Raw genomic sequence first — 20,308 nt, 5'->3', positions numbered from 1 at the left:
CCTCTCGGTAGCTGGAAGCCAATTACGCTACGCATCGTTTCGTAATTGGCAGCACTACGGTACCCGCTCCCTCGGCACGGGATCAAGGGATCCCGGCGCTATGGCACCGCCGGCTGTCGCAGCGATCACGTGCGCTGGGACGCTTCCTGGGCAAGTTGCACGCGCGAGGCGAGCCCGAGTTTGGCGTAGACGTGGGTGAGGTGGCTTTGCACGGTGCGCGGCGAGACAAACAATCGCGTCGCTATGTCGGCATTGGCCAGGCCCTCGCAGACCAGATGCACCACCTGGCGTTCGGTCGGGGTCAGCGAGGCCCAGCCGCTGCTGGGTCGTTTGCGCATGCCCCGGCCGCACTGAGCGTACGCGATCGCCTCTTGGGTGGACAGCGCCGCCCCCTCGGCCCACGCGGATTCAAAGTCCTTCTCCCCCAGCGCCTCCCGTAGCGCTGCCAGTGAGGCTTGATAGTCGGTCTCCCAAATCTTGAATCGCACTTCACCCGTGCCCTGCCGGATAGCATGCGCCGCGCCGAACAGCCTGGCGGCTTCCGGAAAACTGCCACCGGCATGGGCAAGAGCACCGATGCACTCCAGGTTGTCGGAGATTCCCAGGTAGGCGTCCGCTGCTACCGCGCAGGCGATAGCCGCATGGACGTCGCATTCGGCTTGCTCGAGTTCGCCTTGCGTCATCGCGACGCGGGCACGCGTGGTCAGCGCCCACATCGAGTACCAGCCCGACGCGGTCGCTACCGCCTCTTCCGACGCGCGCTGCGCCGCGACGAGGTCCCCGGCAGCCAAGGCGGCCTGCGCATTGAATGTGCGCGCCACGGCACCCAACCCGGGAATGGCACTCATCCCGTGCCGGCAGGCGGCATCGGTTGCATCTCGCGCGGCCTTACTGTCGTCCGACGCCAGCGCCGCCATCCCTAACCCGGTGTAAGCGATGCCGGCGAAAAGGCTGCCGAATTCGTCGGCACGGTCAAGGGCCTCATTCGCGGCCGCCCTCGCCGCAGCGGCGTCACCATGGCATGCCAGCGCGATGGCCTGTCCGGCCAGCCCCAACTTCTGAAAATTCACATAGTGGCCCGCCTCGGCCGCGGCAGTGGCGCCGCGGAAAAGTGCGATCGCACCCGCCGAATCGCCGCGCGCTAATTCCGCAAGTCCGAGGCACCAGCGGCACCGCACCAAGCCGGCGCGGTAACCGATCGCCTCGGAGAGTTCACATCCCTCCTCGGCCGCGGCGCGCGCCGCGGCCAGGTCGCCCGTCGTCACCGCCACAAGCACCTCGATGCTGAGGATGTGGCTAAGCCTCAACCGGTCGCCGAGCGCCCGGGCCAGTTGGATCGCCTCGGCGCGGTAATCACGAGCCGCCTCACCATCGACGGCGATCAGGGCGCAGGCGGCCAGCGTGCGCGCCAGCAAGGCCGGGTTATCGAGCTCGCGTGCGATCGCCAATGCGTCTTCAGCCTGCTTCGGACTGTCGCCGTCCCATCCGATTATCGTCGTGAGCAGCACCCTGTCGGCGAGCGCGCGTGCGTAAACAGCCGGAGCTATCTGCCGGGAAGCGTCGCCAAGGACGGCATCGAACCAGGCCACCCCTTCTGCCGGACGTGGCTGCCACAACGGTGTCAGCGAGGACGCGAGGGCCAGGGCGAGTTCGGGTTCGTCGTGTTCCCGACTCCAGGCGAATGCCGCCCGCAGATTATCGATTTCGGCTTCGGTCTGCTCGACGCGCTGGCCGTAGCTGCTGTCCGACGGTCCATCGAGTAACGCTGCCAGCGCGGTGTAATAGTCGCGGTGGCGTGACCGCGCGGCGCCGGCCTCGCCGGACTCCCCGAGTTTCTCCAGCGCGTACTGCCGCACCGTCTCGAGCAACCGATAGCGTGCTCGGCCGCTTGAATGTTCGGCTACCAGAAGCGACTTGTCGACCAGCAACCCGAGCAGGTCGACAACCTGGAAACGCTCTATAGCGCCCGCGGCGATGACGGCATGGGCCGCGTTGATATCGAAGCCGCCCACGAATACCGCCAGCCGGCGGAAAACTGTCCGTTCGGGTTCGGTCAGCAACGCGTGTGACCAGTCGACCGAGGCGCGCAGCGTCTGCTGACGGCGCACTGCGGTGCGCCCGCCGCCGGTCAACAACCGGAACCGGTCGTGCAAGCTGTCCAAGATGTCGGAGGGAGATAAGGCGCGCACCCGCGCCGCGGCCAGCTCGATCGCCAGCGGGAGTCCGTCAAGGCGGCGGCAGATTTCAGTCAGGGTCGCAGCGTTGTTCTGATTGAGGGTGAAGGTGGTCTTAACCAGGCGCGCGCGGTCGACGAACAGCTCAATCGCTTCGTCCTCCAGTGACAGCGACGGCACTCGCCAGCTGACCTCGCCTGTCACGCCGATCGGCTCGCGACTCGTCTGAAGCAACGTCAATCCTTCGGCCGTCACCAGCGAATCAATCAGTGCGGCAACCGCATCCAGCAGGTGCTCACAGTTGTCGAGCACCACCAGCATCCGCCGGGCGGTCGCAAAGCGAACCAGGGTTTCCGTCGTCGAGCGACCGGGCTCGTCCGGCAGCCCGAATGCCCGCGCAACCGCACTCGGAACGAGATCGGGGTCGGTGATCGGCGCCAGGTCTACATACCAGACACCACCGGCGAATTCATCGGCGATTTGGCGCGCAACTTGGTTTGCCAGCCGTGTCTTGCCCGCCCCGCCGGCGCCAGTCAGGGTCACAACGCGGTTTGCCGCCAGCAGCTCCCGCACCTGCGTCAGTTCTGCCCGGCGACCGATAAAGCTGGTGAGCTGCATCGGCAGATGACGATTACCAAGGGTTTTGGCGACTCGCAGCGGCGGAAATTCGTTGACCAGGTCCGGATGGCACAGCTGCACCACCCGCTCGGGGCGGGGCAGGTCGCGCAGTGGGTGGGTGCCCAAGTCGGACAGCCACGCAGCCGCGGGCAGCCGGTCCAGGACGAGCGCTTCGGTCACCCCCGATAGCAGGGTCTGGCCGCCATGGCCCAGATCGCGCAGTCGCGCGGTGCGGTTGATCGTCGGACCGGCGTAGTTGCCCTCGTCGCGCAGCTGGATTTCGCCGCTGTGCACGCCGATGCGCAGCCGGATCGGCGACAGCGGTGCGCGCTGTAACTCCAACGCACAGGCAACCGCGTCGGAGGCGCGGGCGAATGCGGCGACGAAACTATCGCCCTCGCCCTGCTCGACCGGGCGCACGCCATCATGAGCGGCGATCGTTTCGGACACCGTCCGATTCAGGCGAGCGACGGCCGCGGTCATCTCGTCGGGCTGCGCTTCCCAGAGCCGCGTGGAGCCCTCGACGTCGGCCAGCAGCAACGTCACGGTGCCCGTCGGCAACAGCCCGTTCACGCTCAGCTCGCTCCAGTCCACCAGCGGTGTCTCCGCGCGTGGATCAATCCTGCTCATGCTAGCCAGCATGCGGCCAGGACGTGTAGCACAACATCGGCGTAACCGCGCAGATTAACGCCGGTCGGGCGCGTATCCCCGCGGACCGCTACGGGTCGTCGTCGTCTCCATCGGTCAAGAGTTTTTCGGGGTGGTGGTAGGTGTTGGTGCGGGGTTGGCCGCGGTCGAGGTGTGGTGGCGGGAGCCATTCGGTGTCGCCGTTGACGCGTTGTCGGGTGGTCCAGCCCTTCTCGAGGAGCCGGTGGTGGGGGCCGCAGGCCAAGGTGAGTTGGTCGATGTCGGTGCAGTGGGTCGTGGCCCAGTCTTCGACGTGGTGGACCTCGCAGTAGTAACCCGACACGTCGCAACCGGGATGCGAACACCCACGGTCCTTGGCGTACAAGACAATTCGCTGGCCAGGCGAAGCCAGGCGCTTGGTGTGGTAGAGCGCCAGGGCCTTGCCCTTGTCGAAGATCGCCAGATATTGATGGGCGTGGCGGGCCAGGCGGATCACGTCGGACATGGGCAGCAGGGTGCCGCCGCCGGTCAGGCCCGTCCCGGCGGCGGCTTCGAGCTCGGCCAGGGTGGTGGTCACGATGATGCTGGCCGGTAATCCGTTGTGCTGGCCCAGTTTTCCGCTGGCCAGCAGCGCGCGCAGCGCCGCGTTGAGCCCGTCGTGGTTGCGCTGGGCGGTACTGCGGCTGTCGCGCTGCACCGCCTCTTCGGGCGGGGCGCCGTCCAGGGTCGGGGTGTCATCCTCGGGGTTGCACATGCCGGGGGCGGCCAGCTTGGCCAGCACCGCCTCCCAGCTGGCCCTGGCTTGCGGTGTCAACCATCCGCTCAGGCGGGTCATGCCGTCGGGTTGCTGGGTGCCCAGCACCAGCCCGCGCATCCGCGCCCGGTCGGCGTCGGTGAAGGTGCCGTCGGGGTTGAGGCAGTCCATCAGGCGCTTGGCCAGCTTGGCGAGCTGATCGGAGCGAAATTCGGTGGCCTTGGCCGCCAGCTGTTGTTCGGCGTGCACACACGTCTTGAGATCGACCGAGGCGGGCAACTCGCGGAAAAACCGCCGGATCACCGCCACATGATCGGCCCCGATGGCCCCGGCGCGCTGGGCCGCCGCGGTCGCGGGCAACACCGGCGCCAACGGCTGGCCGGTCAACGCCCGGCGCGGCCCCAGATCGGCCGCCTCGGCGATACGCCGGCCGGCCTCGGCCCGGGTCAGGTGCAGCCGCTCAGCCAGCGCCCAGCACAACGTGCCGCCCAACTCGCCCGAATCCGCCTGCTCGCCAAGCTGATTGATCAGCTGATGACCGGGCGCCTGCAGCTGGCGTGTCACACATTCGAGTTTCGCCAAGATCGCCCAGCGTTCCGGATTGGTCAACACCGCATAGCCATGCTCCTGAAAACGAGAAACCACAGCACACAACGCATCCACGTCGTCCTGAATCTCCTCCCGGTCGCACACCGTCATGCGCGCCACCCAGTCGGCCGTGCAAACGGGCTGTCCAGTTCATACCCGAGTGCCTCCAACCGGCCCACCGCACGAATAGAACGCATGTTCGAAATGCTACGACCCGCCACTGACAGAACTCGCCTTGCTGAAAGCACCGGGACCAAAGTGACGCAAGTGAATTCGGGCCGGGCTTGCGACCCTGCCGAGCCGATTTCGGGCCTGAGTCCCTAACGAGCCCGAGCCCCCACGGGCCGAAGCCCCCGCCGCCTACTGCTGTTCGTAGGTGCCGTGGATGACCGCTCGCGCGATGGCGTGCTGGAACAAGTTGAAGCCGAGGAAGGCCGGGCTGGCGTCCTCCGGCAGATCCAGCTTGTCGGTGTCCACGGCGTGCACGGCGATGTAGTACCGGTGTGGGCCGTGGCCGGCCGGTGGCGCGGCCCCGATGTAGCGGCGCTGCCCGGCGTCATTGACCAGCGTCAGCGCGTCCCCGGGCAGGTTGCTGCCATCACCGGCGCCCGCGGGCAGCTCGGTGACGTCGGCCGGCAGGTTGGCCACGGCCCAGTGCCAAAATCCGGAGCCCGTCGGGGCGTCGGGGTCATAGACGGTGACGGCGAAGCTGCGGGTCTCGTCCGGGAAGCCGGACCAGCTCAGCTGGGGGCTTACGTCGTCACCGCCCGCACCCATGATTCCGCTTACGTGAGCGTTGCCCAGCGGCTGACCGTCGGTAACCGATTCCGAGGTCAAGGTGAAGGTCGGCAGCTTCGGCAACGATGCGTACGGGTCAGGAGCAGTGCTCATGGCGGTCCTCTCGTGTGATCGGCGTGCGTTTGTCGTCTAGCAGTGGGTCAGGAAGTGGGCCAGCACGTCGGTGCCGAACCGCAGCGCGTCGATGGGTACCCGCTCATCGACGCCGTGGAACAGCGCGGTGAAGTCCAGGTCCGGCGGCAACCGCAGCGGGCTGAACCCGAAACAGCGAATACCCAAGCGCGCGAAGGATTTCGCATCGGTGCCGCCGGAGAGCATATATGGCACGGTCCGGGCGCCCGGGTCGTGCGCCAGGACGGCCTCGTTCATGGCATCGACCAGGTCACCGTCGAAGCTGGTCTCATACGACGAGAAGTCCTTGATCCACTCGCGCGTCACGTCCGGCCCGAGCAGCTCGTCGATCTCTGCCTCGAACGCCTCCTTGCGGCCCGGCAGGATCCTGCAGTCCACCACCGCCTCGGCGGTCGCCGGCACCACGTTGGCCTTATAACCGGCCTTGAGCATGGTGGGATTGGCGGTGTCGTGCAGCACGGCCTTGAGCATGCGGGCCATCGGCCCCAACTTCTCGATCGCTCCTCGCAGGTCCCCCGACTCGGTGTCGAAGGTCAGCCCGGTCTCCTCGCTGACGGTGGCCAGGAATTGCGCGACCGTGTCCGTCAACACGAGCGGAAACTGGTGGCGGCCCAGGCGGCCGACGGCCTCGGCGACGGTGGTGACGGCGTTCTGGTCGTGCACCATCGACCCGTGGCCGGCCGGGCCCCGGGCGGTGAGCTTCATCCAGGACAGCCCCTTCTCGGCCGTCTCGATCAGGTAGAGCCGACGCTCTCCCCCGTCCCGGCGCGGCACCGTCAGCGAGAAGCCACCCACCTCACCGATCGCCTCGGTCACACCGGTGAAGAGTTCCGGGCGGTGATCGACCAACCACTGCGCTCCCAGGGTTCCGCCGTGTTCTTCATCGGCGACGAACGCGAAGACCAGGTCGCGCGGTGGCACAATGCCCGCGCGCTTCAACTGGCGGGCCACCACGATCATCATGCCGACCATGTCCTTCATGTCGACCGCGCCGCGGCCCCAGACGAAGCCGTCCTTGATCGCACCGGAGAACGGGTGGACGCTCCACTCGGTCGGCTCGGCCGGCACCACGTCGAGGTGCCCGTGAATCAGCAGCGCACCGCGCGACCTGTCGGCGCCCGGCAGGCGGACGAACACGTTCCCGCGGCCCGGGGCGCCGGACTCGACGTACTGCGGCGCGTAGCCGACCTCGGCGAGCTGCTCGGCGACCCACTGCGCGCAGTCGGCCTCACCCTTGGTGGTCTCCGGTTCGCCGGTGTTGGTGGTGTCGAACCGGATCAACTTGCTGACAACCTCGACCACGTCGTCGCTCGGGTTGGTTGGCACCTCTGTCGCCCCGCTCTGAATGGTCACAACCACCTTTCCTACCATTGCCGCGGTTACGCGGCTCGATGCCGACCATCGAGGCGCCCCGAGGAGCTGGATTGGGTTCGCGGCGCGCGATCCGATAGCCTTAGCTGCCAACCCATGCTGGTTTGGCCTTGTCCGAGTGGCGGAATGGCAGACGCGCTAGCTTGAGGTGCTAGTGCCCTACTAATGGGCGTGGGGGTTCAAGTCCCCCCTCGGACACATCCGGCGACACGACTAAGGTCGGCGGTTGCCATGACTCGCTGAAGTGGCGGGTCGTAATCAAGGCGGAGCCCTAAGCCCGCGCTGTCCGCCCCATCGGGACCCGCAGCGCACGGTGCCACTTACCCCAGGCCTTGAGCGGCCGCGGGTAGTTGCAGACTGAAGATTATGGTCTCGCCGCATCCAGATGCCTCCGAGCAGATCCGTCGCCATGCACTAACTCTGCTGGCGGTCGCACAAAACGGGCTGACTTACGCCAACGACCCCTTTGACCGGGAGCGCTACGGCCAAGTACGTCAGTGCGCCGAGGAACTGATCAGCCTGATCGGCGGTGGCAACGTTGCGCAGGTGCGTGCCGTTGTCACTTTGGACAGCGGCCACATGACTCCCAAAGTCTCCGTGCGGGGCGCCATCTTCAATCCGAGCCAAAAGGTCTTACTCGTTCAGGAGCGCGCGGACGGCTGCTGGACACTGCCGGGCGGCTGGTGTGATGTTCTCCAAAGCCCTGCGCAGGCGGTCGCGAAAGAGGTGCGAGAAGAAGCCGGTCTCATCGTGGACATCGACAAACTTGTCGCCGTGATCGATCAGGACAAACAAGGACCTCGCCCGGGGCCGCTTCCCCTCTTTCACGTCTACAAGCTGTTCTTCTTGTGCCGCGAACGCGGCCGAGTACCACCCGATCCCACCGAAACGTCCGCGATTGATTGGTTTGACCTCGATGCGCTGCCCCCACTGTCGGCATCGGTCGTGGAGGCCCAGCTCCGGCTCATGCACACTCATTGGCTGAACCCCGACCTCCCAACCGTCTTCGACTGAGTCCGCAAACCCTGTTGTGCGTCAACAGCATTGGCGTTGGCCTAAGCCAACTTTCACCGAGAACCAGTCCGCAGCACGCGAGAAACCTTCACCGGCGAAATGGGCGCTTACGTTTGAGCGGCGAAGCCGCGATCACACCCTTATCACTGCCGGATATGGCGTTTTGGTGGCGGGTAGACGCCCCTGGCGATCGTCGCCGAGAGCCACCCGATCGCCCACCCGGCACACACCAGCAGAAAGGTATGCCGGCTGGCGGCGTCGCCGGCCGTGGAAACCACCGCCAAGATGACCGCCCAGACGATCGCGCAGCCGATGCTGTAGGCCGTGTAGGTGCCATAACGCCGTCTCATCGCACGGATCCTTTCGGTCGGGCTGACCCCGCACCCAACCCGAACTTTGCCACCGGGCTCGGCCCGGCGCACGTAGCCTGGAAACAAGCCCATCAGCCGGGAGCGCTAACGAATGAACCCATCGAGTGGCTTTGTCCGGCGGACGTCACCGAAGACGTTCGTCGACCGGCGTGCGGCCGGGCGCACGCTGGCGCAGCACCTGGCGGCCTATCGCGGCCGGGCCGACGTGCTGGTATTCGGACTGGCCCGCGGCGGTGTGCCGGTGGCCTGGGAGATCGCCGCGGCCCTGGAGGCACCGCTGGACGTCTTCCTGGTGCGCAAGCTCGGGGTACCGCACTGGTCGGAGTTGGCCATGGGCGCTTTGGCCAGCGGTGGCGGCGTGGTGATGAACGAGGACGTGGTGGCCGGCCTGCACATCACCGACGCGCAGGTGCGCGAGGTGATCGACAGCGAGACGGCAGAGCTGCTCCGGCGTGAGCACGCCTACCGGGGCGGTCGGCCGATGGCCGACCTGCGCGACAAGATCGTCATCCTGGTTGACGACGGAATCGCAACGGGCGCAAGCATGCTCGCGGCGGTGCGCGCCATCCGAGCCGGCGGGCCAGGCTCGACCCCCGCGAAAACAATTGTCGCCGTCCCGGTGGGACCGGAGTCGACCTGCCGCGAGCTCGGTCGGGAGGCCGACGACGTGGTGTGCGCCACCATGCCGCCCGGATTCGAAGCGGTCGGGCAGGTCTACGACGACTTCCATCAGATCAGTGACGACGAGGTTCGCCAACTGCTCGCCACGCCGACCGCCTGAGCGCCGACGCGCCTTGACGGGCGGGAGACGTTGTTACTTGGTGGACTCGTCGCCGTGGTTGTCGGCGGCGACCCTGGACTCCTCGGTCTGCGCGGACTCCCCGGTCGACGCCGGTTCGGCCTCATCCGGGACGTCCTCGGGGTAATCGACGTAGTCCGCCTGGTCGGCCTGGGCCTCGTCGGCAGCCTGGGCTTCCTCGCCGTCCACGTCCCGCCGCTGGCGCTCGCGCAGCGCATCCAGGATCAACAGCACCACGCCCACCACGCTGGCGGCGATGCACACCCAGGCCACCAGCTCATTGCTCGTGACGACGGCGAACACCAACGCGACGAGCCCGATCAGGGCTAGCACCAGCGCAATGATGAGCATCAGTCATCCTCCAAGCGACGAGCGGGACCGCGGTTTCCAGACCTAGTGTGCCAACCCCGAAGCTCGGTCAGTGACCGGCACGCCCGACAGGCTAGTTGTTGCCCCGGTTGAACTGGTCGAAGCTGCCCGCATCCGCGCTGGAGTCCACCGGTGCCGCGGATCCACGCTGCCCGAGTTCCTCCAGCTGAGACTCCAGGTAGGTCTTGAGCCGGGTGCGGTATTCCCGCTCGAAGGTGCGGAGCTGCTCGAGGCGGCCTTCCAGAACGGTGCGCTGCTGGTTGATTGTGCCCATGATCTCGGAGTGCTTGCGTTCGGCGTCCGCCTGCAGGGCGTCGGCCTTCTCCTGCGCCTGACGCAGCTGGGTCTCGGAGCGGTTCTGCGCATCCGCGAGCATCGCGTCGGCGCGCTGCCGCGCCTCGGCGACGGTGGTCTCGGCGGTGCTGCGCGCCTCGCTGAGAATCTGGTCGGCATTGGCGCGGGCGTCGGCCAGCATCTTTTCCGACTCGGTCTTGGCCGTGGAGGTCAGCCGGTCGGCGGTGTCTTGTGCCAGCGTCAGCACCCGAGCGGCCTTCATGGCCTGTTCCTCGTTGTTGGCCGCGGCAGCCGGGGCCGCGGCCGGCGCCGGCTTGACCGGTTCCGGTTCGGCGACGGGGATCGCCTGGGTCGGCGCGGCGGCGGCCGGAGTGGCCGAGCCACCACAGGCGGCCAGCTCCTGGTCCAGCTCTTCGATCCGCTGGCGCAGATCGCTGTTCTCCTCGATGAGCCGCGTCAGCTCGGCTTCCACCAGATCGAGGAAGGCATCAACCTCGTCTTCGTTGTAGCCCCGCTTGCCGATCGGTGGCTTACTGAACGCCACATTGTGGACGTCGGCTGGTGTAAGCGGCATTGTTTCGTCCCCTCAAGTTCCTTCTCGAACGTTCTGGAAAGTGTAGAACGCAGTGGTAGCCGTAGTGCAACTGCCGTCCATCCTGTCACACCAGGCGCGACCGTTGCTGATTAGCCCAATAAATAAGAGCCAATTTCAAACATTCAGGCCAATAAAATCCGAAACCTTAGAATTTTTAAATCGCGGGAACCAAACCGACGCTAAAACGTGGCCGAACCGTCTCCGGGCCGGAATACGCAGACGCCGACGGGCCGCCCGCGGCCTATGCCGCGGCGCCGAACGCCAGCTGCATGCCGATGAACGCGACGAGCAACAGCACCATGATCGACAGGTCGAAGCGGACCGCGCCGATGGTGAGTTGCGGGATCAGCCTGCGGAGCAGTTTCACCGGCGGATCGGTGATCGACAGGATGATCTCCAGGACCACGACCGTGATCCCGGTGGGGTGCCAGTCGCGGCTGAACGAGCGGATGAACTCGACGACGACCCGAGCGATGAGCAGCAGCCAGAAAATGAATAGCGCAAACCCAAGGATCTGAAAAAACAAGACCAACTGAAGTGCCCCGACCTTACCCGTGAGAAGCCAAGCGATGCCAAGCGCTGCCGACCAGCGCGGCACCCGCCAGCGTACCGACTCCGAGTGAGCGGCCTTATCTCACGGGGGCCCTGCAGACCTCGGCGAGCCGAGCCGCCCGCCGTGCGGCGGGCGGCGGCTCTGGCCTATTGGTAAGCGTAGAAACCGGTTTCGGCGATGCGGCGACGCTCCTCCGGGGACACGTCCACGTCGGCCGGCGACAGCAGGAACACCTTGGTCGCGACCTTGTCGAAGGAGCCGCGCAACGCGAACGCCAGGCCCGCCGCGAAGTCGACGAGGCGCTTGGCGTCGGCGTTGTCCATCGACACCAGATCCATGATGACCGGGGTCCCGTCGCGGAAACGCTCACCGATGGTGCGGGCCTCGCTGTAGTCCTTGGGCCGCAGCGTGGTGATCTTCGACAGCGGGTGGCCCTCTTCGAACATCATCGCCATCCGGCGCGGATCCATCGCCAACGCTCCACGGGTGGAGTTGCGCAACCAAGACCCGAAGCGCGGTCCGCCGCGCTCGCCGCGGTCGAACTCGCGGGGGTGGACGGCACCGTAGCGGGGCTCGTCCCCGTAGCCGCCGCGGTAACCGGCGGGCGGCGGCGGGTAGTCGGCGGGCTCGCGGCGCGGATCGTCGTAATCGTCTTGTTCGTAGCGACCATATCCGTCGTCAAATCGTGGGCGCGGAAAACCCCGGGACGGAGCGTGGTCGTCGTAATACTCGTCCTCGTAGTCGTCCATTGGGGCCATACCGAAATAGGCCTTGACTTTGTGCAGTGTGCTCATTGCGTTGACCCTTCTAGCCCCTGGGAGTACTGGTGTTAGTGATAAAGCTGTTACTGCAGTGACTACTTACGGTGACGGTAACCGCCGTGGGCCCATTAGCGCGGTACCGACACGCACACATGTCGAACCGTGTTTGACCGCGATCTCGAAGTCGTTGGACATGCCGGCGGACAACCCGACGGCGTTGCTGTGCGACTCGAGAACACGCCGATGCTCGGATCGGAGCCGGTCAAAGGCCTCGTCGGGGTCCGAGTCCAGCGGCGGAATCCCCATCAGCCCGACCAGGTCCAGGTTCTCGGCGTCCTCGACCTGATCGCACACCTGGTCGACGGCTCCGGGCCGGAATATGTCGACCCCGCCGCGAGACTCGTCGCCGTCGAGGCTGACCTGGACGTAGATCCGCATCGGGGCGGTGCGCCGGCCGTCGGCCAGGGCCGCCGCCACTCCTTTATCGAGCGCGGTCACCAGGTGGGTGCTGTCGACCGAGTGGGCGGTATGCGCCCAGCGCGCCACCGACCGGGCCTTATTCCGCTGGATATGACCCACCATGTGCCAGCGCGGATTTCCCACGTCGGCCCGCCGCGACGCGGCGAGCAATCGGGTGACTTCGGCCACTTTCGCCGTCGCTTCCTGGTCCCGTGATTCGCCAACGGCGCGACAACCCAGTCGGGACAAAGTCACAACATCGGTTGCTGGGAAGTATTTGGTAATCGGCAGGACTTCGATTTCGCCGACATTGCGGCCCGCCGCTTCTGCCGCCGCCGCAAGGCGTGAGCGCACCGACGCCAATCCGTGGGTCAATTCCGATTCGCGGTCGCATCGACTGCCCGGGGCTGGTATCCCTACCGCCATCGCGGTCACTCCATCCAGACCAGTGAGGCCAGCCGGCCGGTCGGGGCATCCCGGCGATGGCTGAACAAGGCCGGGTCGTCCACCGTGCACCGCGGATCGATGTCGATCGCCGTCACGCCCAAATCTCTTAGCTGGTAAGCGATTCCGGCGCGCAGATCGAGCCCGGGCGTTCCCGCGGCGGTGGTGGTACGGCTGCCCGGCAGCGCCGCCTCGACCTCGTCGGCCATGGCCGCGGGCACCTCGTAATTGCGGCCGCTGACCGCGGGGCCCAACAGCGCCGAAATGTCTTCGGGCCGCGCGCCGAGTTCGAGCATCGTCTCCACCGTGCGGGCCACCACGCCGCGCTGGGCACCGACCCGGCCGGCGTGCACCGCGGCGGCCACGCCGGCGCGCGCATCGGCCATCAATACCGGAACGCAGTCGGCGGTCACCACCGCCAGCGCCAGGCGCGCGGTGCGAGTCACCAACGCGTCGGTGTCGTCGACCGCGGTGTCCCGCGCCCCGTCGACCACCTCGACCCGACTGCCGTGGACCTGGTTCATCCACACCACGCGGCCGGCGCGCAGGCCGATGGTGGCGGCCAGCCGGGCCCGGTTCTCGGCGACCGCCGCCGGGTCGTCCCCGACGTGGTCGCCCAGGTTGAAGGTGTCGAAGGGCGGCTTCGAGACACCGCCCGCGCGGGTGGTGGTCACCCGCCGGATGCGAACGTTCACGTGACCAGTATCCGAGTTTCCTTGTCGGCCAGGCGGCGCCGACCGTCGCGGTCGGGCGTCCAGGGTCACGGGCATGTTCTCAGCGGCGCATGAACGGCGGCACGTCGACGTCATCGTCGTCGCCGCCGATATTCAAGGTCGAGCCGTTGGTGTGGACCGGCACGCTGACCGCGTCGACCGGTTCGAACAACGTCGAGGTGAGCTTGCCCGCCTTCGCCGACTCGATCCGGTGCGCACCGCCGGTCTTCTCCTCCTTATCGGCACTGCTGCCGATAACGGGTTTGCGGCCGGCGCCGGCGGCGTCGAAGCCCGCGGCGATGACGGTGACGCGCACCTCGTCGCCCAGCGAGTCATCGATCACGGTGCCGAAGATGATGTTGGCGTCCTGGTGGGCGGCGTCCTGCACCAGCGAGGCCGCCTCGTTGATCTCGAACAGCCCCAGGTCGCTGCCGCCGGCGATCGACATCAGCACGCCGTGGGCGCCCTCCATCGAGGCTTCCAGCAGCGGCGAGTTGATGGCGATCTCGGCGGCCTTGAGCGAGCGGCCCTCGCCGCGGGCGGAACCGATACCCATCAGGGCGGTCCCGGCGCCGGACATGATGCCCTTGACGTCGGCGAAGTCCACGTTGATCAGGCCCGGGGTGGTGATCAGGTCGGTGATGCCCTGGACACCGTTGAGCAGCACCTCGTCGGCGCTGCGGAACGCGTCCATCAGCGACACCGCGGCGTCGCCCATCTGCAGCAGCCGGTCGTTGGGGATGACGATCAGGGTGTCGCAGCTCTCCCGCAGCGCCGCGATGCCGCTCTCGGCCTGGTTGCCGCGCCGCTTGCCCTCGAACGAGAACGGCCGGGTGACCACGCCGACGGTCAACGCGCCCAGCTTGCGCGCGATGCTGGCGACCACGGGCGCGCCGCCGGTTCCGGTGCCGCCACCCTCGCCGGCGGTGACGAACACCATGTCCGCGCCGCGGAGCAGCTCCTCGATCTCGTCCTTGGCGTCCTCGGCGGCCTTGCGACCGACCTCCGGGTCCGCCCCGGCCCCGAGGCCTCGCGTGGACTCACGCCCGACGTCGAGTTTGACGTCGGCATCGCTCATCAACAGCGCCTGGGCGTCGGTGTTGATCGCGATGAACTCGACACCCTTGAGGCCTTGTTCGATCATCCGGTTGACGGCGTTGACGCCGCCGCCACCGATACCCACGACCTTGATGACGGCCAGGTAGTTGTGCGGGGGGGTCATCATTCGTCTTCCTCCCTGATGGGCTTGGCTCAGCTCTCCCGGCGGCGGGCTCCTCCGGACGTTCGCGGGATTCCCTGGCAAACCCTCAACCTCAACCATAGAGTTAGAGTTATGTCAAGTAGTCCCGCGCAACCAGAACGGTATGGGTACGGCGCGCCCTAACCCCGCAGGCGCGCCGACACGCGCCCCGCAAATTTCGGGCAATTTTCCCGTGTCCGCCGGCGTGCGCGCTGGTCGAAGCCGCCTCCCCGCGGTGCGAGGTGATGAAGATCGCTACTTGACCGTCGGCAGGTCCGGGCTGGAGACGTCATAGGTCTTGCCGGGCTGGGTCAGCAGCGCCGCCAGCTTCTCGGCCTTCTCGTCGGTGCGGTCGGTGGTCCCCCAGATCACCACCCGGCCGTCGCCCAGCGTCAGGGTGATCGAGGCCACCGACGGCGCGGCGACGCGGCCGACCTGGCCCTCGATCTCGGGGCGCAGCGCGGTCAGCACCTGCAGGGCCGCCTTGGTCGCCGGGTCGGTGGGGCCCGGGTCGGCGACATCGAGGTAGGGCAGCGCCGGTGGCGGCGGGCCGGTCGCGAAGTCCACGCCGTCGCGGTCGAAGAGATGCGGGCCGTCGGGAAAGTCTTTGACCGCCACCGGGATTCGCTCGACAATGGTAATCCGCAGCGCCGACGGATACTGGCGCTGCACCCGCGCGCTGGCCACCCGCCGGATCGCCGCCACCCGGTCGGCGACCTGGCTGGTGTTGATCTGCAGCAGCGGCGTTCCCGGCCGCACCCGCGCCGCGTCCAGGACCTCGTCCCGGGTCACCACCCCGGTGCCGACGACGACGATGTTGCGGGCCGACATCGCCGGCGTGAAATAGAGGATCAAGGCCAGCCCGATGCCGACGATCACCAGCAGGATCGTCGCCAACAACATCTTCAGGCCTCGCACGACGCCCCGCGCAACGGGTTTCGGCTCGTTGACCAGCCGCCCGCTGGCGCGGCGCTTCGCCTCGCGGCGGGCCTCTTCGATGGCGATGGCGCGGGCCTGGGCGGCGCGGCGTTCCGCCCGCTCCCGACGGGCGCGCCGCCGTGGGCCCTCGACCTCGCCCTGCTCGGCCTGTTCGCTCGCCGGGGCGGCCCCCGACCGCTCCGCGCTTGATTGGGTGGTGAGCGGTTCGGTGACCGCGCTGCCGGCGGCGTCGCCCGTCGCCGCACCGCCGACCTGTTCACCGACCATGTTGGCCGGGACGGGCTCGTCCGGCTCGGTCATCGCAATGCCCCGGGGGCGCTGCGGTTGGCGCGCACCCGCAACGCCGTGACGATCTCGGGCCCCAGCAGCGTCACATCGCCCGCTCCCATGGTGACGATCACGTCGCCGGGCCCGGCGACCGCGGCCACCTCCTCGGCGGCCGCCGAGAAGTGCGGGAGATAGCGCACCGGCACGCTGACGTGCTCGGCGACGCTGGCCCCGCTGACGCCGGCCAGCGGTTGTTCGCGGGCGCCGTAGACGTCGAGAACGAAGACCTCGTCCGCGGCGTCCAGCGCTTTCCCGAACTCCTCGGCGAAAGCCTTTGTCCGCGAATACAAATGGGGCTGGAATACCGCGATGCTGCGGCCGTCACCGCTCTGCTCGAGCAGGGTGCGGACCGCCGCCAGCGTGGCCGCGATCTCGGTGGGATGGTGGGCGTAATCGTCGAACACCCGCACCGACGCCGCGCTGCCGACCAGTTCGAATCGGCGACGCACGCCCTCGAAGCCGGCCAGGCCGTCCAGCACCGCGTCGACGGGGGCACCGATCTCGATCGCCGCCAGCAGCGCGCCCATCGCGTTCAGCGCCATATGGCGGCCGGGCACCGACAACCGCATCACCCGCGGGTGCTGCTCGGGGTCCAGTTCGGGGGCCAGCTGGATCTGCGCGACGGCTTCGGTGCCCTGCTGCTGCCAGGACAACAACGTGGCGGCCAGCTCGTCGCCGCCTTGCGCCGCGGATCCGTACCGCAGCACCCGAATGCCCAGCTCGGCGGTGCGCTGCGCCAGCGCATCCGCCCCCGGGTCATCGATGCACACCACCAGCGCCCCGCCCGGGGCCAGCCGCTCCACGAAGGCGTCGAACACGGCGACGTACGCGTCGGCGCTGCCGTAGAAGTCCAGGTGATCGGTCTCGATGTTGGTGACCACCGCGACATTGGGCGTGTATTCCAGCAGCGAGCCGTCGCTTTCGTCGGCCTCCGCGACGAAGCAGTCGCCGCTGCCGTGGTGGGCGTTGGTGCCGGCCTCCCCCATCTCACCGCCGACCGCGAACGACGGGTCGCGCCCGCAGTGCTGCAGCGCGACGATCAACATCGACGTCGTGGTCGTCTTGCCATGGGTGCCGGTGACCATCAGCGTGGTCCGCCCGTCCATCAGCTTGGCCAGCACGGCGGGGCGCAGGATCACCGGGATGCCGCGCCGGCGGGCCTCGACCAGCTCGGGGTTGGTTTTCGGGATGGCGGCGTGGGTGGTGATGACCGCGGTGGGGCCGCCGGGCAACAAATCCAGTGACGACGCGTCGTGACCGATGTTGATCTGCGCGCCGCGGGCACGCAGCGCGTGAATGCCCCGGGACTCCTTGGCATCCGAGCCCGACACCAGGCCGCCGCGGTCGAGCAGGATGCGGGCGATGCCCGACATGCCGGCTCCCCCGATGCCGACCATGTGCACCCGCTGCAGCTCGGGCGGCAGCTGTTGGGCGGTCATGGCTTTCCTCCGGCCGCCGAGCGGCCGAGCTGCGCCTTCCTGGCGATGTCCAGCGCCGCCTGCGCGACCTGGCGCGCCGCGTCGGGATGTCCCACTCGCGCGGCGGCGGCGGTCATGGCCGCCAGCCGCGGCGGGTCACCGACCAGGCCCGCCACCTCCCGGGCCACCAGCTCGGGCGTCAGGTCGGCGTCCGCGACGATCATGCCGCCGCCGGCGTCGACCACCGGCAGGGCGTTGAGCCGCTGCTCGCCGTTGCCGATCGGCAGGGGGACGTAGATGGCCGGCAGGCCCACCGCCGAGACCTCGGCGACGGTCATCGCGCCGGACCGGCAGATCACCAGGTCGGCGGCCGAGTAGGCCAGATCCATCCGGTCCAGGTAGGGCACCGCCACGTACGGCGGGTCACCCGGCTGGGGTTCGCGCAGGTCGAGCGTGTTCTTGGGCCCGTGCGCATGCAGGACGGCCACGCCGGCGGCGGCCAGCTCGGCGGCCGCCCCGGAGACGGCCCGGTTCAGCGAGGCCGCGCCCTGCGAGCCCCCGAACACCAGCAACACCCGTGCGTCGGCGGCGAAACCGAAGTAGCGGCGCGCCTCGTCGCGCAGCGCCGCGCGGTCCAGCGAGGTGATCGCCTCGCGCACCGGCACCCCGACCACCTCGGCGCGCGGCAGCCCGCAATCGGCCACCGCGGAGAGCACCCGGTCCGCGGTGCGGGCGCCGACCCGGTTGGCCAGCCCGGCGCTGGCGTTGGCTTCGTGGATCACCACCGGGACCCGCGGCCTGCGCGCCGGCACGCCGCGCGCGGCCAGATAGGCCGGCAGCGCCACGTACCCGCCGAAACCGATCACCACGTCGGCGTCGACCGCCCTCAGCACGGCACGGGTTTCCCGGACGGCGCGCCACACCCGTGACGGCAGGCGGGCCAGGTCGCCACTGGGTTTGCGCGGCAGCGGCACCGGCGTGATCAGCTCCAGGTGGTAACCGCGCTCGGGCACCAGCCGCGTCTCCAGCCCCCGGGCGGTGCCCAACGCGGTGATCCTGACCTGCGGGTCGAGGGCGCTCAGCGCGTCGGCGACGGCCATCGCCGGCTCCACGTGACCCGCGGTTCCGCCCCCAGCGAGCACCACAGACAGGGGCTTGAAAGACGACAACGCGGCACCGGCGGGCGAAGGGTTCACCCCCCGCCCGCCGGTCGGCTTGTTGACCGTGTCATTCACCCGTAACGCTGACCTTCCAGTGCGCGAGCGCGTCGTGGCTGACGCTGGCCGGCCGCCTGGCTGACGCGGCGCTGGCCAGATACATGATGCCTCGCCCGGGATCGGGCGGTACCTCCAGTCTGGCGGGCCGGCCGGCCGGCCGTTCGCGATAGCGCCGGCCGCAGCGGCGGGTCGGCCTTCTGGGAAGCCTTGCGCGGGACCTTGCGGCCGGGCGCGCCGGTGCCCTTGCGTGACGGCTCGGCCGCCTTCGGACGAGTGCGCTTGCGATCGCGGAACGCTTCCAGCCGCGTCGGCGAGTAGGGCTCGGGCAGCGGCAGCCGCAGGATCCGGTTCACCTTGTCGTCGCGGCCGGCCCGCAGCGCGGCGACCGCCTCGGGTTCGTGACGGGCCGCGTTGGCCATGATGCCGATCATGAATAGCGTTGCCGCGGTGGACGTTCCACCGGCGGAGATCAACGGCAGCTGAATACCGGTGACCGGGAGGATGCCGATCACGTAGCCGATGTTGATGAAGGCCTGGCCCAGCACCCACATGGTCGTGGTGGCGGTCAGCAGCCGCAGGAACGGGTCGGCCGAGCGGCGGGCGATCCGCATCCCGGTGTAGGCGAACAGCCCGAAAAGCACCAGCAGCGCGAAGGCGCCGATGAATCCGAGCTCCTCGCCGATGATCGCGAAGATGAAGTCGTTGTGGGCGTTGGGCAGGTAGTTCCATTTCGCCACGCCCTGGCCCAGGCCGTCGCCGAAGATACCGCCGTGCGCCAGCGCGAATTTGGCCTGACGGGCCTGGTAGCCGGTGTCCTGCGGGTCGTTCTCGGGGTTGATCCAGGACCGCACCCGGTCCGACCGGTAGCCGGCCGACATGGCCAGCACCGCGCCAGCCACGAACACGGCCAGCAACGAGGTGACGAACACGCGCAGCGGCAGGCCCGCGTACCACAGCAGCGCCAGCAGGATGATGCCCAACGACACCGTCTGCCCCAGGTCGGGCTGCGCCACGATGAGCGCCAGCGCGATCACCGCGGCGGGCACCAGCGGGATCAGCAGTTCGCGCAGGCTCGCCCGCTCCAGGCGACGGGCGGCCAGCATGTGGGCGCCCCAGATGGCGAAGGCGATCTTGGCCAGCTCGGAGGGCTGCATCGAGAAGCCCGCGATCACGAACCACTTACGAGATCCGTTGGCCAGGTTGCCGATGCCGGGTACCAGCACCAGCACCAGCAGGATGACGGTGACGACGTAGCCGGTGAACGCCACGCGGCGGATGAACCGCACCGACATCCGCAACGAGGCATAGCAGGCGATCAGCCCGATCACGGTCCACAGCACCTGCTTGCCGAAGATCACCCAGGCCGAGCCGTCGGCGTCGTAGGACCGCACGCCGGAGGCCGACAGCACCATGATCAGCCCCAGCGTCGTCAGCAGCCCGGCGACGGCGATGATCAGGTGAAATGACGTCATGGGCCGGCCCAGCCAGGCGCCGAACCGACCGTGCGCGCCAGCCTCGTTGACGGTGGCCTTCTCTTTCTTGGCGCCCTGCTTGGCCTTGTGCGGCTTGTCGGGCTGCTGCTCTACCGTCGCTTCCCCGGTGTCGTCCCTGGGGGCATCGGAGGTGTCGTCACTGGGGGCGTCGGCGTCGTCGGCCGCCCCGGGATCGGCCGTGGCGGTTTCGGTGGCGTGTTTACCCCGGCCCAGCAGCCGGGTCAGTGCGTTACCCACGCC

The 20,308-nt window shown here is 68.4% G+C and carries 17 protein-coding genes, 1 tRNA gene and 1 pseudogene; 3 read left to right on the top strand and 16 right to left on the bottom strand.

Going from position 1 to position 20,308, the window contains the following annotated elements; genetic code table 11:
* Nucleotides 1-125: 125 nt before the first annotated feature.
* The 4 genes from ACIUM1_RS25670 to ACIUM1_RS25655 all read right to left on the bottom strand — a co-directional run bounded on the left by ACIUM1_RS25670 (nucleotide 126) and on the right by ACIUM1_RS25655 (nucleotide 7,062).
* Nucleotides 126-3,365 carry a LuxR C-terminal-related transcriptional regulator gene (locus ACIUM1_RS25670; protein ID WP_406817867.1) on the bottom strand — a complete coding sequence of 1,080 codons (3,240 nt, stop codon included), beginning with the start codon at nucleotides 3,363-3,365 and terminating at the stop codon, nucleotides 126-128.
* 145 nt (nucleotides 3,366-3,510) lie between these two features.
* On the bottom strand, nucleotides 3,511-4,872 hold the full coding sequence (locus tag ACIUM1_RS25665; RefSeq protein WP_406815268.1) for an HNH endonuclease signature motif containing protein: 1,362 nt from the start codon (nucleotides 4,870-4,872) through the stop codon (nucleotides 3,511-3,513).
* Nucleotides 4,873-5,121: 249 nt separating this feature from the next.
* A complete protein-coding gene (locus ACIUM1_RS25660; protein WP_406815267.1) occupies nucleotides 5,122-5,652 on the bottom strand; it encodes a YbhB/YbcL family Raf kinase inhibitor-like protein in 531 nt (176 codons plus the stop codon).
* Nucleotides 5,653-5,688: 36 nt separating this feature from the next.
* The gene (locus ACIUM1_RS25655; RefSeq protein WP_406815266.1) at nucleotides 5,689-7,062 is read right to left on the bottom strand and encodes a M20/M25/M40 family metallo-hydrolase; all 1,374 of its coding nucleotides are present in this window, start codon (nucleotides 7,060-7,062) and stop codon (nucleotides 5,689-5,691) included.
* Between the two features lie 112 nt (nucleotides 7,063-7,174).
* Between ACIUM1_RS25655 and ACIUM1_RS25650 the strand changes: the two genes are divergently transcribed.
* Together ACIUM1_RS25650 and ACIUM1_RS25645 are read left to right on the top strand one after the other, a co-directional pair.
* Nucleotides 7,175-7,260, top strand: a tRNA-Leu gene (locus ACIUM1_RS25650).
* A gap of 168 nt (nucleotides 7,261-7,428) precedes the next feature.
* Nucleotides 7,429-8,076: an NUDIX hydrolase N-terminal domain-containing protein gene (locus ACIUM1_RS25645; RefSeq protein ID WP_406815265.1), complete on the top strand. Its 648-nt coding sequence runs from the start codon at nucleotides 7,429-7,431 to the stop codon at nucleotides 8,074-8,076.
* A 143-nt stretch (nucleotides 8,077-8,219) separates the two neighbouring features.
* On the opposite strand, the gene ACIUM1_RS25640 is transcribed toward ACIUM1_RS25645, so the two are convergent.
* Nucleotides 8,220-8,426, bottom strand: coding sequence for a hypothetical protein (locus ACIUM1_RS25640; protein ID WP_406815264.1), 207 nt, complete (start codon nucleotides 8,424-8,426; stop codon nucleotides 8,220-8,222).
* 112 nt (nucleotides 8,427-8,538) lie between these two features.
* Here ACIUM1_RS25640 and ACIUM1_RS25635 point away from each other — a divergent pair.
* A pseudogene (locus ACIUM1_RS25635) lies at nucleotides 8,539-9,228 on the top strand (phosphoribosyltransferase); the annotation flags it as partial.
* A gap of 33 nt (nucleotides 9,229-9,261) precedes the next feature.
* Here the strand turns inward: ACIUM1_RS25635 and ACIUM1_RS25630 are convergent.
* The 11 genes from ACIUM1_RS25630 to ftsW all read right to left on the bottom strand — a co-directional run bounded on the left by ACIUM1_RS25630 (nucleotide 9,262) and on the right by ftsW (nucleotide 20,305).
* Entirely contained in the window at nucleotides 9,262-9,597 is a 336-nt protein-coding gene (locus ACIUM1_RS25630) for a phage holin family protein (protein ID WP_406815263.1), read from the bottom strand.
* A 91-nt stretch (nucleotides 9,598-9,688) separates the two neighbouring features.
* Complete coding sequence (locus ACIUM1_RS25625; protein ID WP_406815262.1) at nucleotides 9,689-10,483, bottom strand: DivIVA domain-containing protein; 795 nt, start codon at nucleotides 10,481-10,483, stop codon at nucleotides 9,689-9,691.
* 262 nt (nucleotides 10,484-10,745) lie between these two features.
* Complete coding sequence (locus tag ACIUM1_RS25620) at nucleotides 10,746-11,036, bottom strand: YggT family protein (RefSeq protein WP_007770770.1); 291 nt, start codon at nucleotides 11,034-11,036, stop codon at nucleotides 10,746-10,748.
* A 167-nt stretch (nucleotides 11,037-11,203) separates the two neighbouring features.
* Nucleotides 11,204-11,851 (bottom strand): cell division protein SepF, encoded by a 648-nt coding sequence (locus ACIUM1_RS25615; RefSeq protein WP_406815261.1) that lies wholly within the window; start codon nucleotides 11,849-11,851, stop codon nucleotides 11,204-11,206.
* Nucleotides 11,852-11,917: 66 nt separating this feature from the next.
* Nucleotides 11,918-12,703 (bottom strand): YggS family pyridoxal phosphate-dependent enzyme, encoded by a 786-nt coding sequence (locus ACIUM1_RS25610; RefSeq protein ID WP_406815260.1) that lies wholly within the window; start codon nucleotides 12,701-12,703, stop codon nucleotides 11,918-11,920.
* 5 nt (nucleotides 12,704-12,708) lie between these two features.
* A complete protein-coding gene (pgeF, locus tag ACIUM1_RS25605) occupies nucleotides 12,709-13,416 on the bottom strand; it encodes a peptidoglycan editing factor PgeF (protein ID WP_406815259.1) in 708 nt (235 codons plus the stop codon).
* Between the two features lie 79 nt (nucleotides 13,417-13,495).
* Nucleotides 13,496-14,656: a cell division protein FtsZ gene (gene ftsZ, locus ACIUM1_RS25600; protein ID WP_406815258.1), complete on the bottom strand. Its 1,161-nt coding sequence runs from the start codon at nucleotides 14,654-14,656 to the stop codon at nucleotides 13,496-13,498.
* A 273-nt stretch (nucleotides 14,657-14,929) separates the two neighbouring features.
* Nucleotides 14,930-15,913 (bottom strand): cell division protein FtsQ/DivIB, encoded by a 984-nt coding sequence (locus ACIUM1_RS25595; RefSeq protein WP_406815257.1) that lies wholly within the window; start codon nucleotides 15,911-15,913, stop codon nucleotides 14,930-14,932.
* Entirely contained in the window at nucleotides 15,910-17,379 is a 1,470-nt protein-coding gene (murC, locus tag ACIUM1_RS25590) for a UDP-N-acetylmuramate--L-alanine ligase (protein WP_406815256.1), read from the bottom strand. The genes ACIUM1_RS25595 and murC overlap by 4 nt, the downstream gene beginning before the upstream one ends.
* Nucleotides 17,376-18,593 (bottom strand): undecaprenyldiphospho-muramoylpentapeptide beta-N-acetylglucosaminyltransferase, encoded by a 1,218-nt coding sequence (murG, locus tag ACIUM1_RS25585; RefSeq protein ID WP_406815255.1) that lies wholly within the window; start codon nucleotides 18,591-18,593, stop codon nucleotides 17,376-17,378. The genes murC and murG overlap by 4 nt, the downstream gene beginning before the upstream one ends.
* Complete coding sequence (gene ftsW / locus ACIUM1_RS25580) at nucleotides 18,590-20,305, bottom strand: putative lipid II flippase FtsW (RefSeq protein WP_406815254.1); 1,716 nt, start codon at nucleotides 20,303-20,305, stop codon at nucleotides 18,590-18,592. Before ftsW ends, murG begins: the two co-directional genes overlap by 4 nt.
* Nucleotides 20,306-20,308 lie beyond the last annotated feature (3 nt).

The sequence above is a fragment of the Mycobacterium sp. M23085 genome, from assembly GCF_045343915.1.
GTDB lineage: Bacteria > Actinomycetota > Actinomycetes > Mycobacteriales > Mycobacteriaceae > Mycobacterium.
The sequence above is the reverse complement of the archived record's forward strand: the minus strand, read 5'-3'. Positions and strand labels throughout refer to the sequence as shown.

Excerpts from the sequence above, each read along its gene's own strand:
- ACIUM1_RS25665 (WP_406815268.1), bottom strand. The coding sequence starts at position 4,872 with ATGACGGTGTGCGACCGGGAGGAGATTCAGGACGACGTGGATGCGTTG.
- ACIUM1_RS25660 (WP_406815267.1), bottom strand. The coding sequence starts at position 5,652 with ATGAGCACTGCTCCTGACCCGTACGCATCGTTGCCGAAGCTGCCGACC.
- ACIUM1_RS25655 (WP_406815266.1), bottom strand. The coding sequence starts at position 7,062 with ATGGTAGGAAAGGTGGTTGTGACCATTCAGAGCGGGGCGACAGAGGTG.
- ACIUM1_RS25645 (WP_406815265.1), top strand. The coding sequence starts at position 7,429 with ATGGTCTCGCCGCATCCAGATGCCTCCGAGCAGATCCGTCGCCATGCA.
- ACIUM1_RS25640 (WP_406815264.1), bottom strand. The coding sequence starts at position 8,426 with ATGAGACGGCGTTATGGCACCTACACGGCCTACAGCATCGGCTGCGCG.
- ACIUM1_RS25630 (WP_406815263.1), bottom strand. The coding sequence starts at position 9,597 with ATGCTCATCATTGCGCTGGTGCTAGCCCTGATCGGGCTCGTCGCGTTG.
- ACIUM1_RS25625 (WP_406815262.1), bottom strand. The coding sequence starts at position 10,483 with ATGCCGCTTACACCAGCCGACGTCCACAATGTGGCGTTCAGTAAGCCA.
- ACIUM1_RS25615 (WP_406815261.1), bottom strand. The coding sequence starts at position 11,851 with ATGAGCACACTGCACAAAGTCAAGGCCTATTTCGGTATGGCCCCAATG.
- ACIUM1_RS25610 (WP_406815260.1), bottom strand. The coding sequence starts at position 12,703 with ATGGCGGTAGGGATACCAGCCCCGGGCAGTCGATGCGACCGCGAATCG.
- ftsZ (WP_406815258.1), bottom strand. The coding sequence starts at position 14,656 with ATGACCCCCCCGCACAACTACCTGGCCGTCATCAAGGTCGTGGGTATC.
- ACIUM1_RS25595 (WP_406815257.1), bottom strand. The coding sequence starts at position 15,913 with ATGACCGAGCCGGACGAGCCCGTCCCGGCCAACATGGTCGGTGAACAG.
- murC (WP_406815256.1), bottom strand. The coding sequence starts at position 17,379 with ATGACCGCCCAACAGCTGCCGCCCGAGCTGCAGCGGGTGCACATGGTC.